This window comes from Chitinophaga sp., from assembly GCF_039596155.1.
In the GTDB taxonomy this organism is placed as follows: Bacteria; Bacteroidota; Bacteroidia; order Chitinophagales; family Chitinophagaceae; genus Chitinophaga.
Genome location: NZ_JBCNKF010000044.1, coordinates 1 through 19,854 on the forward strand (window position 1 = coordinate 1; position 19,854 = coordinate 19,854).

General features: G+C 44.6%; 14 protein-coding genes. 5 read left to right on the forward strand and 9 right to left on the reverse strand.

Annotated elements, in window-relative coordinates; genetic code table 11:
* Positions 1-588: MlaD family protein (locus tag ABDW33_RS28955; protein ID WP_343693583.1), on the reverse strand; the 588-nt coding region annotated here is incomplete at its 3' end.
* A 201-nt stretch (positions 589-789) separates the two neighbouring features.
* The gene (locus tag ABDW33_RS28960) at positions 790-2,385 is read right to left on the reverse strand and encodes an N-acetylmuramoyl-L-alanine amidase (RefSeq protein WP_343693584.1); all 1,596 of its coding nucleotides are present in this window, start codon (positions 2,383-2,385) and stop codon (positions 790-792) included.
* Positions 2,386-2,715: 330 nt separating this feature from the next.
* Here ABDW33_RS28960 and ABDW33_RS28965 point away from each other — a divergent pair, with 330 nt between their 5' ends.
* On the forward strand, positions 2,716-5,448 hold the full coding sequence (locus ABDW33_RS28965) for a putative LPS assembly protein LptD (RefSeq protein ID WP_343693585.1): 2,733 nt from the start codon (positions 2,716-2,718) through the stop codon (positions 5,446-5,448).
* An 84-nt stretch (positions 5,449-5,532) separates the two neighbouring features.
* On the opposite strand, the gene ABDW33_RS28970 is transcribed toward ABDW33_RS28965, so the two are convergent.
* The gene (locus tag ABDW33_RS28970) at positions 5,533-6,273 is read right to left on the reverse strand and encodes a lysophospholipid acyltransferase family protein (protein ID WP_343693586.1); all 741 of its coding nucleotides are present in this window, start codon (positions 6,271-6,273) and stop codon (positions 5,533-5,535) included.
* A gap of 278 nt (positions 6,274-6,551) precedes the next feature.
* Here ABDW33_RS28970 and ABDW33_RS28975 point away from each other — a divergent pair, with 278 nt between their 5' ends.
* Both ABDW33_RS28975 and ABDW33_RS28980 read left to right on the forward strand, forming a co-directional pair.
* Positions 6,552-7,016 carry a pyridoxamine 5'-phosphate oxidase family protein gene (locus ABDW33_RS28975; RefSeq protein ID WP_343693587.1) on the forward strand — a complete coding sequence of 155 codons (465 nt, stop codon included), beginning with the start codon at positions 6,552-6,554 and terminating at the stop codon, positions 7,014-7,016.
* Positions 7,017-7,027: 11 nt separating this feature from the next.
* The gene (locus ABDW33_RS28980) at positions 7,028-7,159 is read left to right on the forward strand and encodes a hypothetical protein (protein WP_343693588.1); all 132 of its coding nucleotides are present in this window, start codon (positions 7,028-7,030) and stop codon (positions 7,157-7,159) included.
* Here ABDW33_RS28980 and ABDW33_RS28985 read toward each other — a convergent pair.
* On the reverse strand, positions 7,156-7,884 hold the full coding sequence (locus ABDW33_RS28985) for a polysaccharide deacetylase family protein (protein WP_343693589.1): 729 nt from the start codon (positions 7,882-7,884) through the stop codon (positions 7,156-7,158). The genes ABDW33_RS28980 and ABDW33_RS28985 overlap by 4 nt on opposite strands.
* 2 nt (positions 7,885-7,886) lie before the next feature.
* Complete coding sequence (locus tag ABDW33_RS28990) at positions 7,887-8,735, reverse strand: hypothetical protein (protein ID WP_343693590.1); 849 nt, start codon at positions 8,733-8,735, stop codon at positions 7,887-7,889.
* A gap of 637 nt (positions 8,736-9,372) precedes the next feature.
* Between ABDW33_RS28990 and ABDW33_RS28995 the strand changes: the two genes are divergently transcribed.
* On the forward strand, positions 9,373-10,326 hold the full coding sequence (locus ABDW33_RS28995) for a 1-phosphofructokinase family hexose kinase (protein ID WP_343693591.1): 954 nt from the start codon (positions 9,373-9,375) through the stop codon (positions 10,324-10,326).
* Positions 10,327-10,540: 214 nt separating this feature from the next.
* Here the strand turns inward: ABDW33_RS28995 and ABDW33_RS29000 are convergent, their stop codons facing one another.
* On the reverse strand, positions 10,541-11,080 hold the full coding sequence (locus ABDW33_RS29000; RefSeq protein WP_343693592.1) for a DUF308 domain-containing protein: 540 nt from the start codon (positions 11,078-11,080) through the stop codon (positions 10,541-10,543).
* Positions 11,081-11,368: 288 nt separating this feature from the next.
* Complete coding sequence (gene glgP / locus ABDW33_RS29005; protein ID WP_343693593.1) at positions 11,369-15,328, reverse strand: alpha-glucan family phosphorylase; 3,960 nt, start codon at positions 15,326-15,328, stop codon at positions 11,369-11,371.
* A gap of 285 nt (positions 15,329-15,613) precedes the next feature.
* Between glgP and ABDW33_RS29010 the strand changes: the two genes are divergently transcribed.
* The gene (locus ABDW33_RS29010; protein WP_343693594.1) at positions 15,614-16,627 is read left to right on the forward strand and encodes a zinc-dependent alcohol dehydrogenase family protein; all 1,014 of its coding nucleotides are present in this window, start codon (positions 15,614-15,616) and stop codon (positions 16,625-16,627) included.
* A gap of 16 nt (positions 16,628-16,643) precedes the next feature.
* Here the strand turns inward: ABDW33_RS29010 and ABDW33_RS29015 are convergent, their stop codons facing one another.
* Positions 16,644-17,333, reverse strand: coding sequence for a hemerythrin domain-containing protein (locus ABDW33_RS29015; protein WP_343693595.1), 690 nt, complete (start codon positions 17,331-17,333; stop codon positions 16,644-16,646).
* Complete coding sequence (locus ABDW33_RS29020; RefSeq protein WP_343693596.1) at positions 17,296-19,821, reverse strand: cation-translocating P-type ATPase; 2,526 nt, start codon at positions 19,819-19,821, stop codon at positions 17,296-17,298. The genes ABDW33_RS29015 and ABDW33_RS29020 overlap by 38 nt, the downstream gene beginning before the upstream one ends.
* Between the last annotated feature and the right edge of the window lie 33 nt (positions 19,822-19,854).

The following is a 19,854-nucleotide window of genomic DNA, read 5'->3' on the forward strand; positions in this document are numbered from 1 at the left end:
CAGGGATGCGGAGGTACGGGTAAAGTTACCCATAGTGGCATTCAGATGCCCAATTGCTTCCCTGAGGTTCCCCTTGGTGGTGGTGTCAAAGATGGAGTTTACGGTCATAAGCAGAGAGGCTACAGATCCCGGTGTCCCTTCCTGCTTTTGTACCAATGGGTTCGGCTGTTCATTCAGGGCATCTGTTACAGAACCATCGGGGGCTGCATATATCGTATCGCCGTCTTTAAGGTAATCGTTCGCGTTACCAAAATCGATCTGTACGGTCTTTGTGCCCAATACATCACTGGCAATGCGGGCAACAGAATTGCGCGGAATATCAATCTTCTTCCTGATAGTCAGTGTTAAGAGAGTGCGGCCTGCATGCTTATCCATTACTTCCAGCCTGGCTACCTGACCTACCACGAGTCCATCTACCTGTACAGCAATGAAAGGTTGCAGGTCATTTACGCCTTTATATACAACATAAATAGTCTTGCTGTGCGCAGCAGGGTTTTTACCTTTTAAAAAATCACAACCTGAAATCAGCATTGCGATGGCTACTGCAGCCAGGATACCGATCGTAGTTTCGTTTGATGCTTTTAGCATATGAATACATTACGTACTTGCAAAAATAACCAAAAAAGGATGCCGGCAATCAGATCCTGATTGTCAATTGCAAATGCCTCACCGGGTTTAACTAATATTTAAAAAATGTAAATATAATATGAAGTGTTGGAAATGATCGGGTTGGAACAAGTTGGGGGAACGGTACATTGGGTTAAAAACACTAAGGGGCGAGGGGAGGAGTTAACGTTGGGCGAGGGTATTTTGCTCAGGATCCATTATAAAGGCGTTCCAGAATCCAGCTTTCTTGGCAAGGGAGAGTGCGGACCTCGCTTCACTAATAGAAGCAAAAGTGCCCCACACGTATTTGTTCAATGTCTTATTATTAATAGATACGGGCTGTTTTTTAATATAACCGTCTAATTTGCTGAAGATGGGGGCGGAGCGGGTATACTTCTTATCTGTGACCAGGAGTTGTATATTATATTTATAGTCAGGCGGTTTGCTGATCGACTTGGTTTTAGCCAACTGTACCGGAGATGTTGATTTTGAACTACCTACGGACGCATCCTTATTGATAACGAAAGCCTGGCGAAAGCCAAGCTGCTTTGCTTTTTGCAATGCAGCTTTGGCCTCGGCTTCAGTTCTGAAGTTTTCCCAGATGTATTTATTTAACTTCTTACTATCCTTTACATACGAATATTTTCTGATCGTTCCGTGCATACCATTAAATATGGTAGCTCCTCTTGTATAGGTCTTTTCGGTCACAAGCAACTGTACATCAAAAGATTGTTTAGCTGCCTGTGAGGAAGTATTGCGGACGATTTCCCTGCCGGTTGCTGGTTTGTAAATCGACTTATTTTTCGTCGTAGCAGCATTGTTCTGGATCGAAGAAGGCTGTTCGTTGCCGGAACGGCTACCATCATAGCGGTTCAGCTCTTCTTTGTACTTTTTGATCGCCTTAAAGATACACAGCGCCATTTCCTGCTGACCATCTTCTGAGTTCAGGTATTTTTCCTCCTGTGGGTTCGAGATGAAACCCAGTTCGACCAGTACACTCGGCATGGCGGTCGCCTGGAGCACCCAGATCCCTTTTTCATCGCGCTGACGGGCCCCCCGGCTGATTCGTCCTACCTCTGTAAATTGATCTTCGATCAGGGAAGAGAGGCGAAGGCTCTGGTCAAAATAAGCGTTTCTAAGGGTGTTCAGCAAAATGAAGGTCTCCGGATCAGACATATCCAACACGGAATTGGCCCCCTCAGATTCAGCATCCAGCATGATTACAGAGCTTTCACGCAGGGATTCTGTCTTGGCGTTGTTCTTTCCTGTAGCCCATACATAGGTTTCAGTACCTTCAGCAGTGCTTGGGGAAGTTGAATAAATTGGTTTTTTGGTGGCCACTTTCTTTTTTCCCTTCTTCACCATGACTGTCTTGTAGCCGGTTACTTTATGAGTAGGTCCTGCAGAATTACAGTGAATAGAAATAAAAAGGTCTCCCTTTTCCCTGTTGGCAATATTGGCTCTTTCATTCAGGTCTGCTTTTAGCGAGCCTGCCAGTGCCGCCGGTGTTTTTCTCGTGTACACCACACGTACGTCTTTCATGTTAGCTTCGATCAGCTTGCCCAGTTTCAGGGCCACATCCAGCGTTACCTGCTCCTCCGTGGAAAAACTACCCTTTGCTCCGGGCGTAGTAGCACTATGCCCCGGGTCAATAATAATAGTCCTTAAGGGCGGATTTTGTTTTTTGCCTGCTGGTTCAGGCTTGTTCCTGGCATAAAGAAATAAACTTCCAAAAAATGTTGCACAACATAAAAAAATCCAAAATCGGTTCCAGCGCATGACTCAGTTTTTATTTTAATTTAATGGGCGTTAGTCATAATAAAAAAATAATTGCGAATTACAGTCGAATTTTTTCCAATGGGGCCGGGATCCACACAGTCATCTTGTATTGTCCGGTTCCTTCCACAATCACTTGTTTACAGGGAGTTCTTGGTTTTTCTTAAGTAATTCATCGTTTAAAATCCTTCTTTCGTCGTAATATAAGGTGTTAAATAATATCAAGCAGCACTCTTTTTCATTTTACAATTGACAATAATTTGTACAAAAACTTGTAGGTTTGTGCCCACTTAACACATGCACCCGAGTTACAAAAATAATTATAAAAAGTTTTTGAGACAGATATACCTGGTAATTGCAGGAATATTAATTGCCGTTCCTGTAATATTTACCAGTTTAGCCTCGCCGAGGTCCAATCTCACTGTGTCCTACAACATTTTCGCAGATACCGTGCCGAAAGGGGCGGATATCAGTTCCCCTGCATTAAAAACGCCGGAACCTGCAAAAACTGATACACAGCTTCCAGCCCGGACAGACACTGTAGGCATGACGACCGACTCCACCGGAGTGGATAGCCTGCATGGTCCCAAGCTTTCAAAAGATAGCCTGGATGCCCCTGTCGCCTACAAAGCAAAGGACTCTATCATACTCGTAATTCCCGATAAAAAGTTTTATATGTATGGCACCGCCAATACCAAGTATAAAACAATGGAGATTACTGCAGAGCGGATGACTTACCTGCAATCTACAGGTATTATGGAAGCCACCACCGCGCTGGATACTGCCCATAAGCCATTTGGCCGCCCGCATTTCAAGGATGGTGGACAGGAATTCGACTCCGATACCCTGCGCTTCGCCATGGAAACGAAGAAAGCAAAGATCTATAATACCAAGTCCCAATACGGCGAAGGGTATGTGCATAGCGAACAGACCAAACGCCTGCCTGATAATAGCATCTTTGGTTTCAAAAACGGTTATACCACCTGTAACCTCGATACCCCTCACTTCCAGTTCAGAGCCCGTAAGATCAAGGTCATTCCTGATAAACTGGTAATTTCCGGCCCGGCAAACCTGGAAATTGAAGGGATTCCAACCCCGTTATTCATTCCTTTCGCCATCTTCCCCATCACACAGGGGCAGCGTTCCGGTATCCTGGTACCTGGCTATGTGGTAAATGCCCAAAAAGGGATGGGACTGGAGAATGGTGGTTACTACCTAGGGCTGGGAGAACACTTTGACCTCACTATGCGTGGAGATATCTATTCTTATGGTAGCTGGTCGTTCACCGCAAGCCCTACCTACCGCAAGCGTTACCACTACAATGGTGGGATGACCCTGAGCTTTGCCAACACCCGCTTCGGTGACCCATCCGTGAAATCCGAGTTTAGCCGCTCTCGTGACTTCAGGATCACCTGGAACCATAGTATGGACAGCAAAGCCAGACCTGGCGTGAACTTTGGCGCCAACGTAAACTTCGGTACGGCAAGTTATAATACCTACAACGTATACGATTATGCTACCCGCGTAAACAATAATATCGGGTCCTCTATCAGCTTCTCCAAAACCTGGCAGGGCAAACCCTTCAACTTTACATCCGGCCTTACACACTCCCAGAACCTGAGTACACGTGATGTGCAGATTGCCTTCCCCAATGCGACATTCTCCATGAATACGCAGTATCCATTCCAGCCAAAAGAACTGATAGGAAAGTCAAAATGGTATCATAAACTTGGTGTGGGCTACACCGCAACACTGGCTAACAACGTGAGTTTCAAAGATTCCGTATTCGGTAAGCCAAAGATGTGGGACGCGTTGCAGTCAGGCATGAAACAAAATATTCCGATCTCCTTCACCATCCCGGTCTTTAAAAACTTTACCCTGTCTCCGGGCATCAGTTATGCTGAATACTGGTATACCAAGAAGACGGAGCGTAGGTGGAATCCTAACAAACGTGTGAGCATCGATTCGCTGGGCGGTCTGGATACCATCTATACCCAGGGATTCTTTGCAGCCCGTCAGGCAAGTGCAAGTATCTCATTGTCAACGGCAGTTTACGGTATGTATGTGTTCCCGAAAGGATCAAGGGTAAAGGCCATCCGTCACGTGATGCGCCCCACACTGAGTATCAGTGCACAGCCTGATCTGGCCCGTAATGCTTATTATAACCTGTTTTATAACAGAGATAGCGCCTCCCAGCGTGCTTCTTTCTTTACCAGTTCGTCTGTAGGTGTGCCGGCGGAGGGAAGGGCCGGGTCCATTTCCTTTGGCTTGGATAATAACCTGGAAATGAAGGTGTTCTCGGCAAAAGATACGTCTGCAAATAAGGAGAAAAAGGTAAAACTATTGGATGGTTTTGGCTTTAATGGTTCCTATAACATGCTGGCAGACAGCTTCAAACTGTCTACTTTCAGTTTATATGCCCGCACAAACCTGTTTGACAAGATAAACATCACCGCCAGTGGTAATATCGACCCTTATGTATATAACAGGGGGCGGAGAATAGACAAGTATGTATGGAACACCGGTAAGTTCAGCCCGGGTCGTTTATCAAACGCAACCATTGCGCTGAGTACTTCCCTGACTTCTCCCGATAAAAAGGCAAAGGCCAAACAAGACCAGATCAATAATATAGAGAATGCAGAAAGCACCGATGCTGCCTTCCAGGCACAACAACGTCAGCTACAGGCTGTTAAGCGAAATCCGGGCGAGTATGTAGACTTCGATATTCCCTGGAAACTGGATCTGAGCTATAGCCTGACTTACAGTAATACGATCTCTGCGGATTCAGGTGGCGTGGTGAAGACGTTTACACAGTACCTGACCTTTAGCGGTGACTTCAGCCTGACACCGAAATGGAAAGTGGGGGTAAACAGTGGTTATGACTTTATCAATAACCAGCTAGGGTATACAAATATGTATATTTCCCGTGACCTGCACTGTTGGCAAATGTCAATAAATCTGATTCCAATCGGTACCTACCGGCAGTTTAGTATCACGATCAGTCCGAAGGCCGGTATCCTGAGAGACCTGAGGATTAACAGGTCGCGAACCTTCTACGATCTCTAGCACAACGTCCGTTACCGGATAAAAAAAGGCAGTCTTTCACACGACTGCCTTTTTGTTTTATACAGGAAAAATGTTTTTTACCTTTTATCCCTGCTGGTAACGCTCCCACATCATGCGGAAAACTTTTTCCTTCAGCTCCTCCACGTCATCCATACTATACCCAATGGAGGAAACCGGCGGCAGGAACTCCATTTTTACCCTATGTGGCCACGCGAAGAAGGGTTTACCGGCGGGCAATATTTCCCTGGTTCCCCATATCACCGTAGGCAAAATAGGTTTTTGCGTTTCAATAGCCAGTGAAAAAGCTCCGTCATAAAATTCCTTCAGGGGCTGCCCCGTTTTGTTCCGGGTGCCCTCCGGATACAGGAGCATGTGGATGCCATTCTCCAGCACTTCCTTCATTTCCACAAAACTTTGTTTTCGGCTGGCCGGATCTTTTCTATCCACCAGCACGCTCCCGATCTTATACATGATCCCAAAAACAGGCGTCTTTACCATTTCCTTTTTTGCAAGACTTTTATGACTACCCGGGATGCCCGCATAGGTAGCCGGAATATCCATGAAGGAGTTGTGGTTACAGACGATGATATAGGCCTGTCCGGGGGCGAAATTTTCGCGTCCTTTGGTACGGACAGGACAACCAACCAATGGCATCATAAGACGGCACCAGAGACGCCCTAATTTGACAAATTTGCGTAAGCGGATTCTAAGGGAATAGAACGATACCAACCACATTGGGAGCAGGAAAATCAGCATAAACAGGATGAAGATAATCAACACGTATACAGCATAGAGTCTGCCCACCAGGTTTTTAAGCCAGTTCATAGAAAATATTTTGTCTCATTTGGTTCAGAATATAAATATAAATTTTTTACAAATGACCTGTTCCGGGTAGAGAGCGGTTTTTCTTATAAAAAACATGAGTCATTATAATCAGTATCCTTCTGTCGGCACTTTTATCATCACACCTGACAGCGACCGGAACATGTTTTTTCTTGCTACTCATTGAGTAAACAAAAATTGCCGGGGTCAATTTTGCGCATGACCAATGTTAATGTTATTTGTTCTGAATCAGCCTAACTTATGACACTAAACATAGTGGTATGATAGGTAAATTATCCGACCAGCAAATGCAGACCATCCTGCAGCAGAACATGATGGGTCGCATAGGATGCGGTAGCAATAGCAGAATATTTGTTGTTCCCGTCTGTTATGCCTACAATGGTAAGGCGATTATCGCCCATTCCGCAGAAGGAATGAAAATAACGATGATGCGTAATAACCCCCAGGTCTGTTTTGAGGTAGACGTCGTTACCAGCCTTACTCACTGGGAAAGCGTTATTATATGGGGACAATATCAGGAGATCCTGGACGAGAAGGAACGGTTTTATACGATGAAATACCTGATGAGCCGATTGCTGCAATATTCCGAAACGAAAAAGCTACAACATGCAGCCGCCATTGAAATGGCAGATGATAACGGTCATTTCAATTCAAATATTCGACCAGTAGTCTATAAAATTACGATCGAAGAGATGACAGGGCGGTACGAATACGGAGATCCTTAAATACAGCTGCTGTGCCTGCGAAAATATCGTTTTCGACGCAGGCCGTCAGGGAAGTTACCTGCACCTTGCCACCGCATTCCATTGCTGAAATTACTGCAGGTGTAGGTATTGCATGGATGGGTGCTTACAGGCAATCGCATTAATTATAAGCATGTGAAAACCTCTTGTCAATTGCTTTTTGAAGATCTGATACCGACCACTTACCAGACACCAGGATACGCCTGATCGTAAAATTGGTATCTATAAATTGATGCCGGTTATCCAGCTGAAAAGCGGCAATATAGTTTGCCTGTTTTAGATCTTTAATAGCCTGTTCACTCCAGGCGCCATAAGGGAACGCAAAATAACTTACCGTTCTGCCGGTTATATTCTCCAGGTATTGCTTCGGTTTTATCAGCTCTACCTCACTGTTGTAATCAGGATGTAATGCCAGGTTGGGATGATCCCAGGTATGACAAGCTATAATTTGCCCCTGCATCGACATATCCTTTATTTCACTGGTAGTGAGCCAGCCTGGTTTGTTCAAACACACTGTCATGATGAAGAATACGCCCCTGAAATGAAATTTGTTCAATGCAGGCAGGGCTATCGAATAATGTTCCGAATGGCTGTCATCAAACGTGATCATGATCGGTTTGGCCGGCAGAGGTGCCCCGCCGTTTTTATAAGCATATATTTCGTCAGGGGTAATGGAGACGTATCCGTTGTCATAGAGATATTGCAGCTGTTCATATAAATGCTGCTCACTGATATGCAGTAAATCTTCTTTGCCGCCATTGCCTTTGCTGATATTATGGTAGCACAATATCGGAACTTCCTGGAATGACAGGTAATAAGTAAATAAAAAGTAGATGATTGTATAGCCCATTGTTATTGGTATTGTATGTAAACCGGTCTTGGATACAATCTCAGTATTTCATCCGGCTGCATGATCGTTTGTCTGATCGGAGTAATATCATTTTTGTAGAAAAGCTTAAACCCGGTGTACTGAACAGGTTCTTTTGCCACGAAATATTTATATGAATCTTTTTTCTTCGCAGGAAATCCAAATCCATCCATATTGATCACTATCTGTACCTGGTCACTGATTTTTATTTCCTTGTAGCGGGTAACCATGGCCTGCGTGAATCGATGTACTATAAGGATCTTAGAGGGTAGCTGATATTTTACAACCAGCGCCTGCAGAAAGTTGCATGCATAATTGATATCCGATGCGTCAAAGGTCCCTATCTCCGAACAGGGTACTGCATTATCTTTCATCGAATACTCGGGATCTATACCCAGGTGTACATCCGGCAATTGCAGGTACTTTTCCAGTGTGATTAACTCCTCCTGCAGGGAACTATGTCCTACCTGCACATCCAGGAATGTAATAGCATGGATGTCACGCGCCATTTTGATGATACTGTCTATTTGCTGGTCCGGCATCCTGAGCCGGTACTTCTTATCTTTCCCCGGGTTTCTTTGCGCTGTTATAGCAATGTAATGTAATGCCGGTTGTACCGGAAACAGTGGGTCAGCTTCTTCCCATTTCCTGGCTTCGGCTAATAGGAGCGCCTTCATTTTGTCAGGCGGTAACGCTCCAAGTATGCCCATATTGGGAGAATACAGGTTGCCATAGAATGCAACAATTCTTTTATAAGGTAAGATTGAACCCCGTAGCGGCGGAATAGGCTTAAATTGCCAGGCAATTGTAGGAGTGTCATGCAGTAAACTCATGGCATGACGATAATAGCCTGATGTGTCAATAAAACGTTGCGCTTGCTGTTCGCCCGGGAATAATATAAGTAGTAAAGGGAGAACAATTGCCAGGGGTACCGGTCTCCTAAAACTCCATTTGATGAAAAATATTTGACTGAAATTTTTCATGCGAATTATTTAAGCGTGACAGGCTCAATGGATGGTAAAACCAGCTTTACTGTTGCAATTCAATAATGAAATTTTAAGGTGAATGAAACTACCTGTACGGCAGCCTGTCTCTTCCCTGTATATAAAATTTTGAGGAGAAAGATAGCAATTACCGTTGCTATCTTTCCGGTGTGTCGGTTATTAAACAGCACTTATTCTTATATATAAGGATAGCACAAGCAGAGATGAAATAATAATAACATTCCAATTTCATTATATGCTACATGAAGTTACCCTTCATTATCATTGTAAATCAATGATATCAGTCATCCTTTTTGTTGATATTCTTCCCGGTAGTCATTGAGGGTCAAAACGCTGCATGATGAAAGTCATTTTTGATGGTTGCTGTTCTTCGGAAATTTAATTATTCCCCATTAGTCAGTGTAGAATTCAAACGCCATAAGAAATCAGTAGAATGTGATTCGCTAATAAATATAAAACCTGTGTTATGAATCGTATTATCACCTTTACTTTCAATCCTGCTATTGATAAAAGTACCACCATTGGTCACCTGGTACCTGAAAAGAAATTAGCCTGTTCTCCTCCGGTATTTGAACCGGGTGGTGGCGGTATTAATGTATCAAGAGCAATTAAGAATCTTGGTGATCATTCTACAGCCGTTTATTTGTCTGGTGGCTATTCAGGCCGCTTTTTTTCATCTCTTGTCGACAAAGAACGCCTGGACGCTATCAATGTAACCATTAGCGGAAGGACCCGGGAGAATCTTGTTGTACTGGATGTGTCAACGGGGCAGCAATATCGCTTTGGTATGCCTGGTCCTACAGTAAGTGAAAAGGAATGGCAGCCATGCCTTGATATTATCAGCAAATGTAAAGATGACGATTATATAGTAGTGAGTGGAAGTCTTCCCCCTGGTATGCCTCCTGCTGTGATAGGTGAAATTGCCGGTATTGTGAAAAAGAGAAGAGCTAAACTGGTAATAGACCTGGCGGGTGAAGCGCTGGAATGCGCGTTAAAAGAGGGCGTGTATCTTATTAAGCCTAACCTCTCCGAATTGGGTGCGCTAACAGGAAATGCGCACATTACCGAACCAGATGTATACCTGGCTGCCAGGCAAATCATCAATAGAGGACAAAGTGCTGCTGTCGTAGTATCGCTGGGGGCTTCCGGCTGTATACTGGTGACCAGAGATGAGCAGGTGATGATTCCGGCTCCGCTTGTCAAAGCCATTAGTACAGTGGGGGCGGGCGATTCTATGTTAGCCGGTATTGTGCTTAAGTTATCAAAAGGTGCTGGATTTCTTGGCGCAGTTCGCTATGGCATTGCCTGTGGAACCGCCGCGACCCTGCATGCCGGTACAGGACTATGTCACAAAGAAGATGTCGAGAAATTGTTTCAGCAAGTGCTGAACAATGCCTCAGTAACAATGGCAACATGGTAAGGTAAATCAATTTTTCTCCGGTCCGGGTCATTGATGGTATTTGTATGAAGCTGAAATTTTAGCATTAGCATCCCGCTTTTCTTCACATAAAAAGTCCTGTCCCGGTAGAACCAGGAATACCATTACCCTTGATAGACCGGCATAGCAGTACTCGCAGTGTAATGAATAGATTTTTTTTATGCTGTTTCAATTTTATCATTGGAACAGCTTTTCTTTAATGAATAATTTCTATGCGCCTTAAGCGGAAGGAAAACAAAAAGATAAAAAAGCCCACTCCAAAGAAAGCCAGACCTGTAAACATACCAATACTAAGGCCCGCAATGTCCGGATCCCATATCATTAATACTGAAAGGAGGAGAGATAAAATACTCGTAGCAAATAGCCAGAGCCAGCCAATCCCGTCATATAACCTCAGACTAAAGGATAATCCCATCATGATGATCGAACGAAACATCAGCGAGAAAGCAAGCAGGTAAGAAAGCCCGAAGATGGAGAACCCCGGGTAGAGTATTACACCAAGGAAAAGGTCTGTAATTCCACCGGCAATTCGCCAGATTTTGCTTTCCAAAAATTGCTCTTTTGTAATTCCCATGCTGATTTCTGTTATTCCGCTTACTATAAAGCCGATACTGAAAATTAAGCTGAGGGCGTAATATGTTTTGAAAGGAAGGACTGCCATCCCTGCGCCAGCCAGCATGAAAAGAAGGCCCAGGAGAAATGGCAATCCCCAGTAAGTCCTGAAATTCTGATGCATGGTCTTAATTTTATTGTTATGAAGTTTTTTTTATTCCTAACAGCGCATATAATGGACACCAGCCTATAAGCCCTGTTATTATTAAAATGCCGGCGATGATCATCAGCGCATATGCTGAGGGTCCTGTCAATTTATTGGCATAAAAAAGTACTACTATTGCGGCACCTATAAAAATCCGGACACCTCTGTCAATTTTTCCAACGTTCGTTTTCATGAGAATGTGTTTTAATTGAATACTAAATCAGATAGCTGTTATTTGATCAGCATTGACTGCTGTTATATGCATGGCTATGCCCACAACACGTAAGGAGCTTCTGTTTTAAACATGAGAAGATAATTCCGGGCATACACTCTGAAAGTTAAATTGTATTCTCCGTTCGTAAGCAGTGAAAACTGTGCTGAAAATGTCGCACAGGCTTCATGTCGCTGCGTTAGCAATAACTCTTTTTTGAATACCTGTTGTTGATCTCCATGTTTAGGGGTAAATATTACATCGGCCCCGATATCATCTGGCGAAAGTGTACCGGGATCTACAGTAATGGCTGTGTAGATGCTGTCTCCCGCCTTGGATGAAAGGCATTTCCCTTTTTCAGGATCTGCATGCAGGATCTTTAAACTATGCCAGCCTTTACTGATTTTTTCCTGCCATGCCACGATAGATCTCGTGCGTTGATAGTTTTCAATCCGCAATGCCAGCGTATGCTCATACAGTTTTTTATAATAGCGAAAATATTCATCCATCATCCTTGTTGATGAAAGAATGGGGCCACTGTGTATAAGCGCATTTCTTATCATCGTCGTCCATCCTGTGGGAATCCTATGTTGATCCCTGTTGAAGAAGAGCGGAACAATGTGGTGCTCCAGCAGATTGTATAACTCTTCTGCATCCACTTTATGCTGTTCCGGCGCGTCTTCATCCCCCGATACGGAGTGAGGAGAAAGTGTCCAGCCTGTTTCCGGAGAATACAATTCCGCCCACCAGCCGTCAGGTGTACTGAGATTCAGCACGCCATTCATGAGCGCTTTCATGCCACTGGTTCCACATGCTTCAGTACCTCTGATAGGCAGGTTCAGCCAGCAGTCGACTCCCTGTGTCATCAACTGTGCTGTCTGCAGGTCGTAGTCTTCCAGGAACAGGATATGAGGATTGCTTGTCAAACTATAGATCTTTTCCAGTATTTTTTGTCCTTCAATATCTGCCGGATGCGCCTTTCCTGCTATTATGAGTACCACCGGCTGACCGGGGGAGGAGAGCAGTTGCGTGAGCCTATCAACATCATAGTATAACAGGTTGGGCCGTTTGTAATGTGTTATCCTCCGTGCAAACCCAATAAACATAGTATCTGGTTGCAAAAGAGCCAGTACATTGTTAATCTTTTCAGGGGAATCGTGATGTCTGTTAGATTGTTCGGATAGACGTAATTTCAATTGAGTGATACATCTTTTTTTTATGGCAATCCTGGTCGACCATATTTCTTCATCAGAAAGATCTTTTAATCGTTCCCAGTTCCCGTTTCCCCTGACCAGTTCTATATCTTTACGCCGGAATAGTTGTTGCCATTCAGCTGCGATCCAGGTAGGCAGGTGAATACCATTTGTTATAGCTGTCAAAGGCAGGTCCATTGCCAGGTAGTCTTTCCAGAGGGGCGTCAATAACCGGGCAGTTACTTCTTTGTGTTTACAACTGACTGCATTGATCAGCTGCGAAGTTCTGGCAGCGAGGCAGAACATAGAAAATGCTTTATCGTTGTTGGCCGTACCTAATGAAAAAAGCTGTTCCCACGATATGAAGCATTCCTTTGCTATATGCGCCAGGTAGTTATGCAGCAGGGTTTCATCATACATGTCCATCGCTGCTGTAGCAGATGTATGCGTAGTGAACAACTGGGATGACCTCACGAGTTCAGCAGCCTCCGCAAAAGATAAATGTGAGTTGGCGATCAGCTGACTGATACGGGCCAGGCTAAGGAAGGCGGCATGTCCTTCATTGCAATGAAAGATATCAATGGATAATCCTAATGCCTTCAGCAAATGAACACCGCCTATACCCAGTACGATTTCCTGTTGCAACCGGTATTCTTTTTCTGCGGGATAAAGCTGGGCAGTGATAAGCCGGTCATCAGGTAAATTGTTATTTGTGTCGGAATCAAGCAGGTAAAGTGTACTATTGCCTATCTGTGCTTTCCACGCCTTGATATATACCTGTCGTCCCGGAAAACTTAAACTGATCTGTAATGGATCTCCGCAGTGATGCCTGACTTCCTCCAGAGGTAAACTGGTTGGATCTATCTGCTCTCTCAGCAGGAGTTGTTGTCCGCTATCGGTAATCTGCTGTTTGAAATATCCCTGCCTGTAGAACAATCCGATGGCGATAACGGGGATGTTCAAATCACTGGCGGTTTTCAGATAATCACCTGCAAGTATACCCAGACCACCGGCATATATTCTCAACGCAGGATGAATACCATATTCCATGCAGAAATAGGCGATAGACGGGTAACTCTTCGCAGCCACATTTTCAGCATGATAGAATTCATGTAAATGTTGCGGCGTGGCTGCCAGTATATTTACTTCCCGCCAGGCTGGCTCAGGGTTACGTGAAGCCTGAATTTCAGGTGGCATCGTAGCTGGCTTGTCATGAAAAAGATATTCGCGGTGCCCGCTTTTGCTCAATGCCAGTTGCCAGGCACTTTTGTATGTATGAATGCTTCTTTCCCACGTAAACTGCGAACTGATATAGCGGGCACTTGCTGAGAGTGTCGCGTGCTCTTCTTTTGGTAGCTCCAGGTAGCGGGCAATGCAGTTGGCAATATCCTCGGTAGCCTGCGTATCTTTAGTATGACGACGTTTTATGATACAAAGCCCTTTCTTGTCTGCTATTGGCATGCTGCCCACTGCCTGTGCAAAACCGGCCATATCACTGCTGATGGTAAATATCCCGTTTGCCAGCGTTTCCATAGGGGTATAACCCCATGGTTCGTAATAGGAAGGGAATACAGCCAGATCGAAGGCAGGTAGAAGCCCATAATAGGTGTGGTTGAAAATACCGTCATTTCCATCCAGGTACACAGGGGCATAAATAACCCGTACACCCGGAGTGTCCGTATTGTTTAGCGCCTGCAAAAGTAACCTTTGGCAAATGGGATCCTTATCAGGAGCATATAAATTGTGTGTCAGGATTTTTGAGAGTGGTCCTGACTCATCAGAAAGAAGGTTCCTGGGACCGGTATGTCCTGCAGGTATAAACAGGAAGAGGATAACAGGATGGGGGAGCTGCCGCTGTTTGAGAGCGCCCATGGCATCCACCAAAATGTCAAGCCCTTTGTTGTGAAATTCATAACGCCCCGCCGAAAGTATGAGCATTGTATCGGGCGCAATCTGTTCCTTCAGCAATGAAGCTGCGATGTGGAGTAGCAGATCGCGTTTTTCCTGTTTGGCTGTATTGGGAATAGGAGGATTAAATCCATTAGGTGTGATTATATCAGGCGGTTTACCCAGGTATGCAAGGCATTCCTGGGCAGTAACTTCGCTGACACAACAGAAACAGTCTGCGTTGCCCGCTGCATTTTTTTCAAGGGAATGTTTTGCGGTAAGGTGAAATGCAGCTGCCTGCTTTTCGGGTTGTAGCACGTCAGGAGCCATACCGCTGCCGGCAATCGCCCTGCCCAGTATAGTTGCATGTGTTGTAAATATAGTTGCTATCTGGGGTACATATTGTTCAATATATAAGATGCCGGCCCCGGTCATCCATTCGTGAAAATGTGCTACAATGTGATCCGTGGCATTAAGATGAAATTTATAATAGCTGTCTATGACAACTCCCGCTGCATAACCAAATAGAGCAGGATCTATATAATCCCATTGACCAGTAATAGAATCCAGCCTGTATCTGTTCCAGAGGGCACCGAATATCTCATTCTTATTACTATAGAAGGTGGAGAAGTCTACCAGAATAGCGATGGGTTTACCTTCAATATCCCATCGGCCGGTTTTAAAATTTAGTCCTTCTTTTGCAGCCTGTAGTTTCCATCGATAAAAGAGGGTATTGTCTTCGATAAACGCGGGCGTTTTTCCTTCTTGTCTGATCAGGTCAGGACCGATCAGTATGTACCTGTCGCCCAGTTGTTGTTGAATCAGGGCGGCTTTGGTACTGATCACTGTATAAATACCTCCTACTTTATTGCATACTTCCCAGCTTACTTCAAACAGATAATCGGGGCTCAGTGTTGCATAATTGGGGGATGTCATGGCCGTGGGTATTTATACAGGACAAGTTATTTCAAGCGAGGAAAAATTAAAATGATAAAGGGCGGGCCGTTTTATTGAGATTGGTCAGCAGGGATATGACGAATGTTAATGTTATTGCGTTTTGAAGAAATTAACTTGCGTATGTAGTCAATTATAGCAATCTGGTATAGGTATCTGTTTGCGGAAGGACTATTCCTTCCGCTTTTTTAAGTAAGCTTGATGTAGACATAAATCGAGGTTTTGTATTGCAGGCGGAATTTTTCTGCCTGCCCTAATCTTTTAGCTATGAACAACACGTATCCGACCGGCAAAATGAGAGCAATGGTACTGCACGAGGTAGGCCATCCGTTGATACCCTGTTCTATAGACATCCCTGTGCCCAATGCAGATCAGGTCTTGCTGAAAGTAATGGCTTGTGGCGTCTGCAGAACAGACCTGCATATTGTGGATGGAGAATTGCCACATCCCAATCTACCGTTAATTCCAGGGCATGAAATCATCGGCACAGTAGTGCGGACCGGATCTAATGTAAATACTTTTAAGGAGAAGGATATTGTGGGTGTACCCTGGTTGGGGTATACCTGTAATAAATGCAGGTATTGCACACACCACCAGGAAAATTTGTGCGAACAGGCACTGTTTACCGGTTATACTATGAATGGTGGGTATGCAGAATACACCATAGCATATGAGCAATATTGTTTCCCCATGCCACCCATGTATGCAAATGCGGCAGGCGCTCCGCTATTATGCGCCGGTTTTATTGGCTACCGGTCCTGGAACAAAATCCGGGACGATGCAGAAAATATAGGTATTTACGGCTTTGGAGCCGCTGCTCATATTTTAACGCAGATCGCAGTTTATAAAAAGAAAAATATCTATGCTTTTACAAAACGGGGCGATACCTTGTCGCAAATGTTTGCATTGGATAACGGTGCAAAATGGGCAGGGGATTCTACAGGACATGCACCTGTAAAACTGGATGCTGCTATCATATTTGCGGCCGACGGCGCCCTCATCCCTATCGCTTTACGCAACCTGCGGAAAGGAGGGCAGGTCATTTGTGGCGGAATTCATATGAGTGATATACCCCCATTTCCTTATAGCCACCTTTGGGAGGAAAGATCTGTTCAGTCAGTCGCTAATTTAACCAGGCAGGATGGAGATTTGCTATTACAGGTAGCACCGCAGGTACCAGTCCGGACCACCATCCGCATGTATACGCTGGAAGAAGCAAACAGCGCATTAAGTGACCTCAGAAAAGGAAACCTGAATGGAGCTGCCGTGCTTGTTTTGTAAGAACAGGTCTGGCAAATCAGATAACCGGCGTGAACTGATCAAGCTCAAAAATATGAAGTGATTTTTCTATATCCGCTACTTTAGCCAGAATATGCTCAAAACCATCCTTACCAAACTTTCGCTCCTCATTTTTTTCAAATTCTTCCCCCAGTGCATCATATTCGTGTGAGGAAACTAATTTCCTGAAAGCTGGGAATAGCACAGTATCTTCCCTCGCTTCATGTGGACGGTACATATTATTAAATGCAGAAAGTAACCGTAGTAGCTCCTGTCTTTCATTGTCAGACAATCGCTGCGAGCGGGTGAGCTGCATTAGTTGTTCAGTAATCGCGCGTCCTGCTTTATGCTGGGTCAGAAGTGTATTTACAAGCGCTGTATGCTGTTGAGCTTTTATAAAGCGCGGAAAGAGGTAATTTTCTTCCTGCTTTTCGTGATAGTCTTCCACGAATGTTCGAATGATGGTGGCTGATTGCTGCAGAGCCTCAATAGGAAACGCCTGGTTTTGTTGTAGTAAATTTCCACAGTGATCATAAATAAGCAGGATTCTGTTGAGCAGCCCATGTTCCTGCATCAGGTCTTCCGGCGGAGATACTTTTTGTCCTTCGTCTTCATGGCTGCCACATGCGGACAGTAAGCCAGTGCCAGCCACAGCACCTATGGCTGCCAGGCTAATAAACTCTCTGCGACTCCTGTGAATAATATTCATGAGAAGGCTTTTTAGATGTGATCAGTTTGTACACCTCGAACCATACAATGCTCACAAAGGCCATGCCTAAGCAAATCAAAATTTGCATCGGGGATAACATCACCTGGTTAAAAAAAACAACCACCGGCGCAATAAAAAGAATGGCCGCTATTGAAGCAGATAGAAACAAAAATAACCAGCCATATAATGGATGCCAGATTTTTAACGTATGCCATATGCTCCTGCTAAATGATCTGTTTGAAAATGTAAGAAGAATATTTGCAAACAGCAATGTAGTAAATGCCATAGTACGAACCTCGGCCAGCGGCTTTTGCGGAAGATAATGATAGAGCAATATCATGACGCCTGCAGCAATCGTGAGACCAAGCAATGAACTGATCAGGATTTCTTTTGAAGTAAGCAGGGCATTCTTTTTTTTCTGGGGCGGCATCTTCATATATTCCGGGTCTACTGGCTCTTTTTCATAGAATATGGAGCAAATAGGTGTCATCATGAGTTCAAGTGTAATAATATGAATGGGTAAAAGAAGCGGAGTCTTTAAAAATAGTAATGCAGGCAGTGTGGTCGTTAAGATAATAGGAATATGAATGGAGATAATATACCGGATGGCTTTCCGGAGATTGATATTGATTTTTCGTCCCTGTTCTACTGCCAGCGGCAATTTCCCCAGGTTATCGTCGGTAATCACGAGGTCGGCAGCTTGCCTGGCAGTGTCGCTTCCTTTTTGTCCCATAGCGATGCCGATATGCGCCGCCTTCAGCGCAGGCGCATCATTCACGCCATCTCCCGTCATACCGGTAATTTCATCAAAATCTCTCAACGTTTCAATGATCTTTAATTTTGCATCCGGAAACATCCTGTAGTATACACTGGTTTGCTGCAGGTGTTGATAGATGTCTTTTTTATCCAGGTTCATGATTTCACGGCCTGATAAAGCCCATCCATTATTACTGATACCAGCTTCTCTGGCTATACAGCAGGCAGTAGCCTGGTGATCTCCTGTGAGAAGCAATGATTTGATGCCCGCGGCTGATAATGTTTTTATCACATCGCGGGCTTCCTTCCTGATGGGGTCCTCAAAAGCGATCAAACCTTCAAACCGCCAGTTCCAGTGATCCTGCAATTCCGGAAAGGGAGCATTTCCATCCGCTAACGCACTGGCTATTCCCAGTACCCTGTATCCCATATTGCCCATTTCAGCGAGATAATTGGTCACCCTGGCATCAGTGGTTCCCGTAATCTTTAAAATTCTTTCTGCCGCGCCTTTTGCCGCGGCTATTACCTCTTGATTGATGCTGTAGACATGGGTCATCATAGGTGGGGTGCCCTCCAGGTTATATTCATGTACCATTCCCGGGAACTGGTATTGCGCTGAACTAAAGCGAGCGAAATATTGGTGAATGACTTTTTCCATCTGGTCATAGGGAGTTGTTTCGCTGGCTAAGCGCGCAAAATAAAACAGGTCGTAGTTAGCAGGAGTTATATCCGGATGGAGTTGAGAGAGCAGCCCTGTTCTATGATTATAGACCATGGCTATTGCCATTTTGTTTTCGGTGAGGGTGCCAGTTTTATCCAGGCAGAGGAAAGTCATAATACCAAGATCTTCTATCACCTGGGGATTTTTGCAGATAATGCCAGACCGGCTCATTTGCCAGGCACCCAGCGCCATAAAAGACGAGAACGCAAGCGGTATTTCTTCAGGTATTGCAACCATGGCAATTGTTAGTGCGGACAGCAGACTGGAAACGAGATTACTGGTATCCATGAACTGCGTAATGAAGATAATGACAAAACCTAAGATACCTGCGCTGGCCAGCTTGTACATGATGCGCCTGGTTTGTTGCTGCATGAGCGTCCTCGTATTGTGCGAGGTATGCAGTGATTGCTGCAGTTTGCCCAACTGGGTGTACCTGCCTGTCTTTGTCACCTGGGCTGTGCAGCTACCTGAATTGATGGTGGTACCCTGGTAAAGCAGTTTATCACTATCTGCTGATTTGAATACAGGAAATGATTCACCCGTCAGCATGGCTTCGTTGGTAGTAAGATCGTTTGAGAAAAGAACAGCTGCATCGGCTGGTATCATATCCCCTTCATATAATAATATGATATCCGATGGGAATAATTCAATAACCGGAATTTTAGCCTGCATCCCATTCCTGATCACAGTGACCAGAGGATCTGTATACGCCTTCAGTGCATTGATGGCTTTCTCACTTTTCACATCCTCGTAAATTGAAATAGCTGAGATGATCAGCAGGGCTATCATCATTGTAACAGCATCCCTGACACTATTTAATGCCAGGTATAGAATGCACGCCAGTACAAGGCAGACGAACATCGGTTCTGTAAATAAGTTTGTCAGTAACCTTAGCAACAGGTTTTTTCTTTTGGAGCGGACCTGGTTGAGCCCATATTTCTTTTGTAACGTGGGAAGATCTTCGCTTGAGATACCCGAAATCTGCTGAAATGAAGAAGTGGATTGTTGCATATACAAGGTGTGGATTATGAATGTAGATACCTT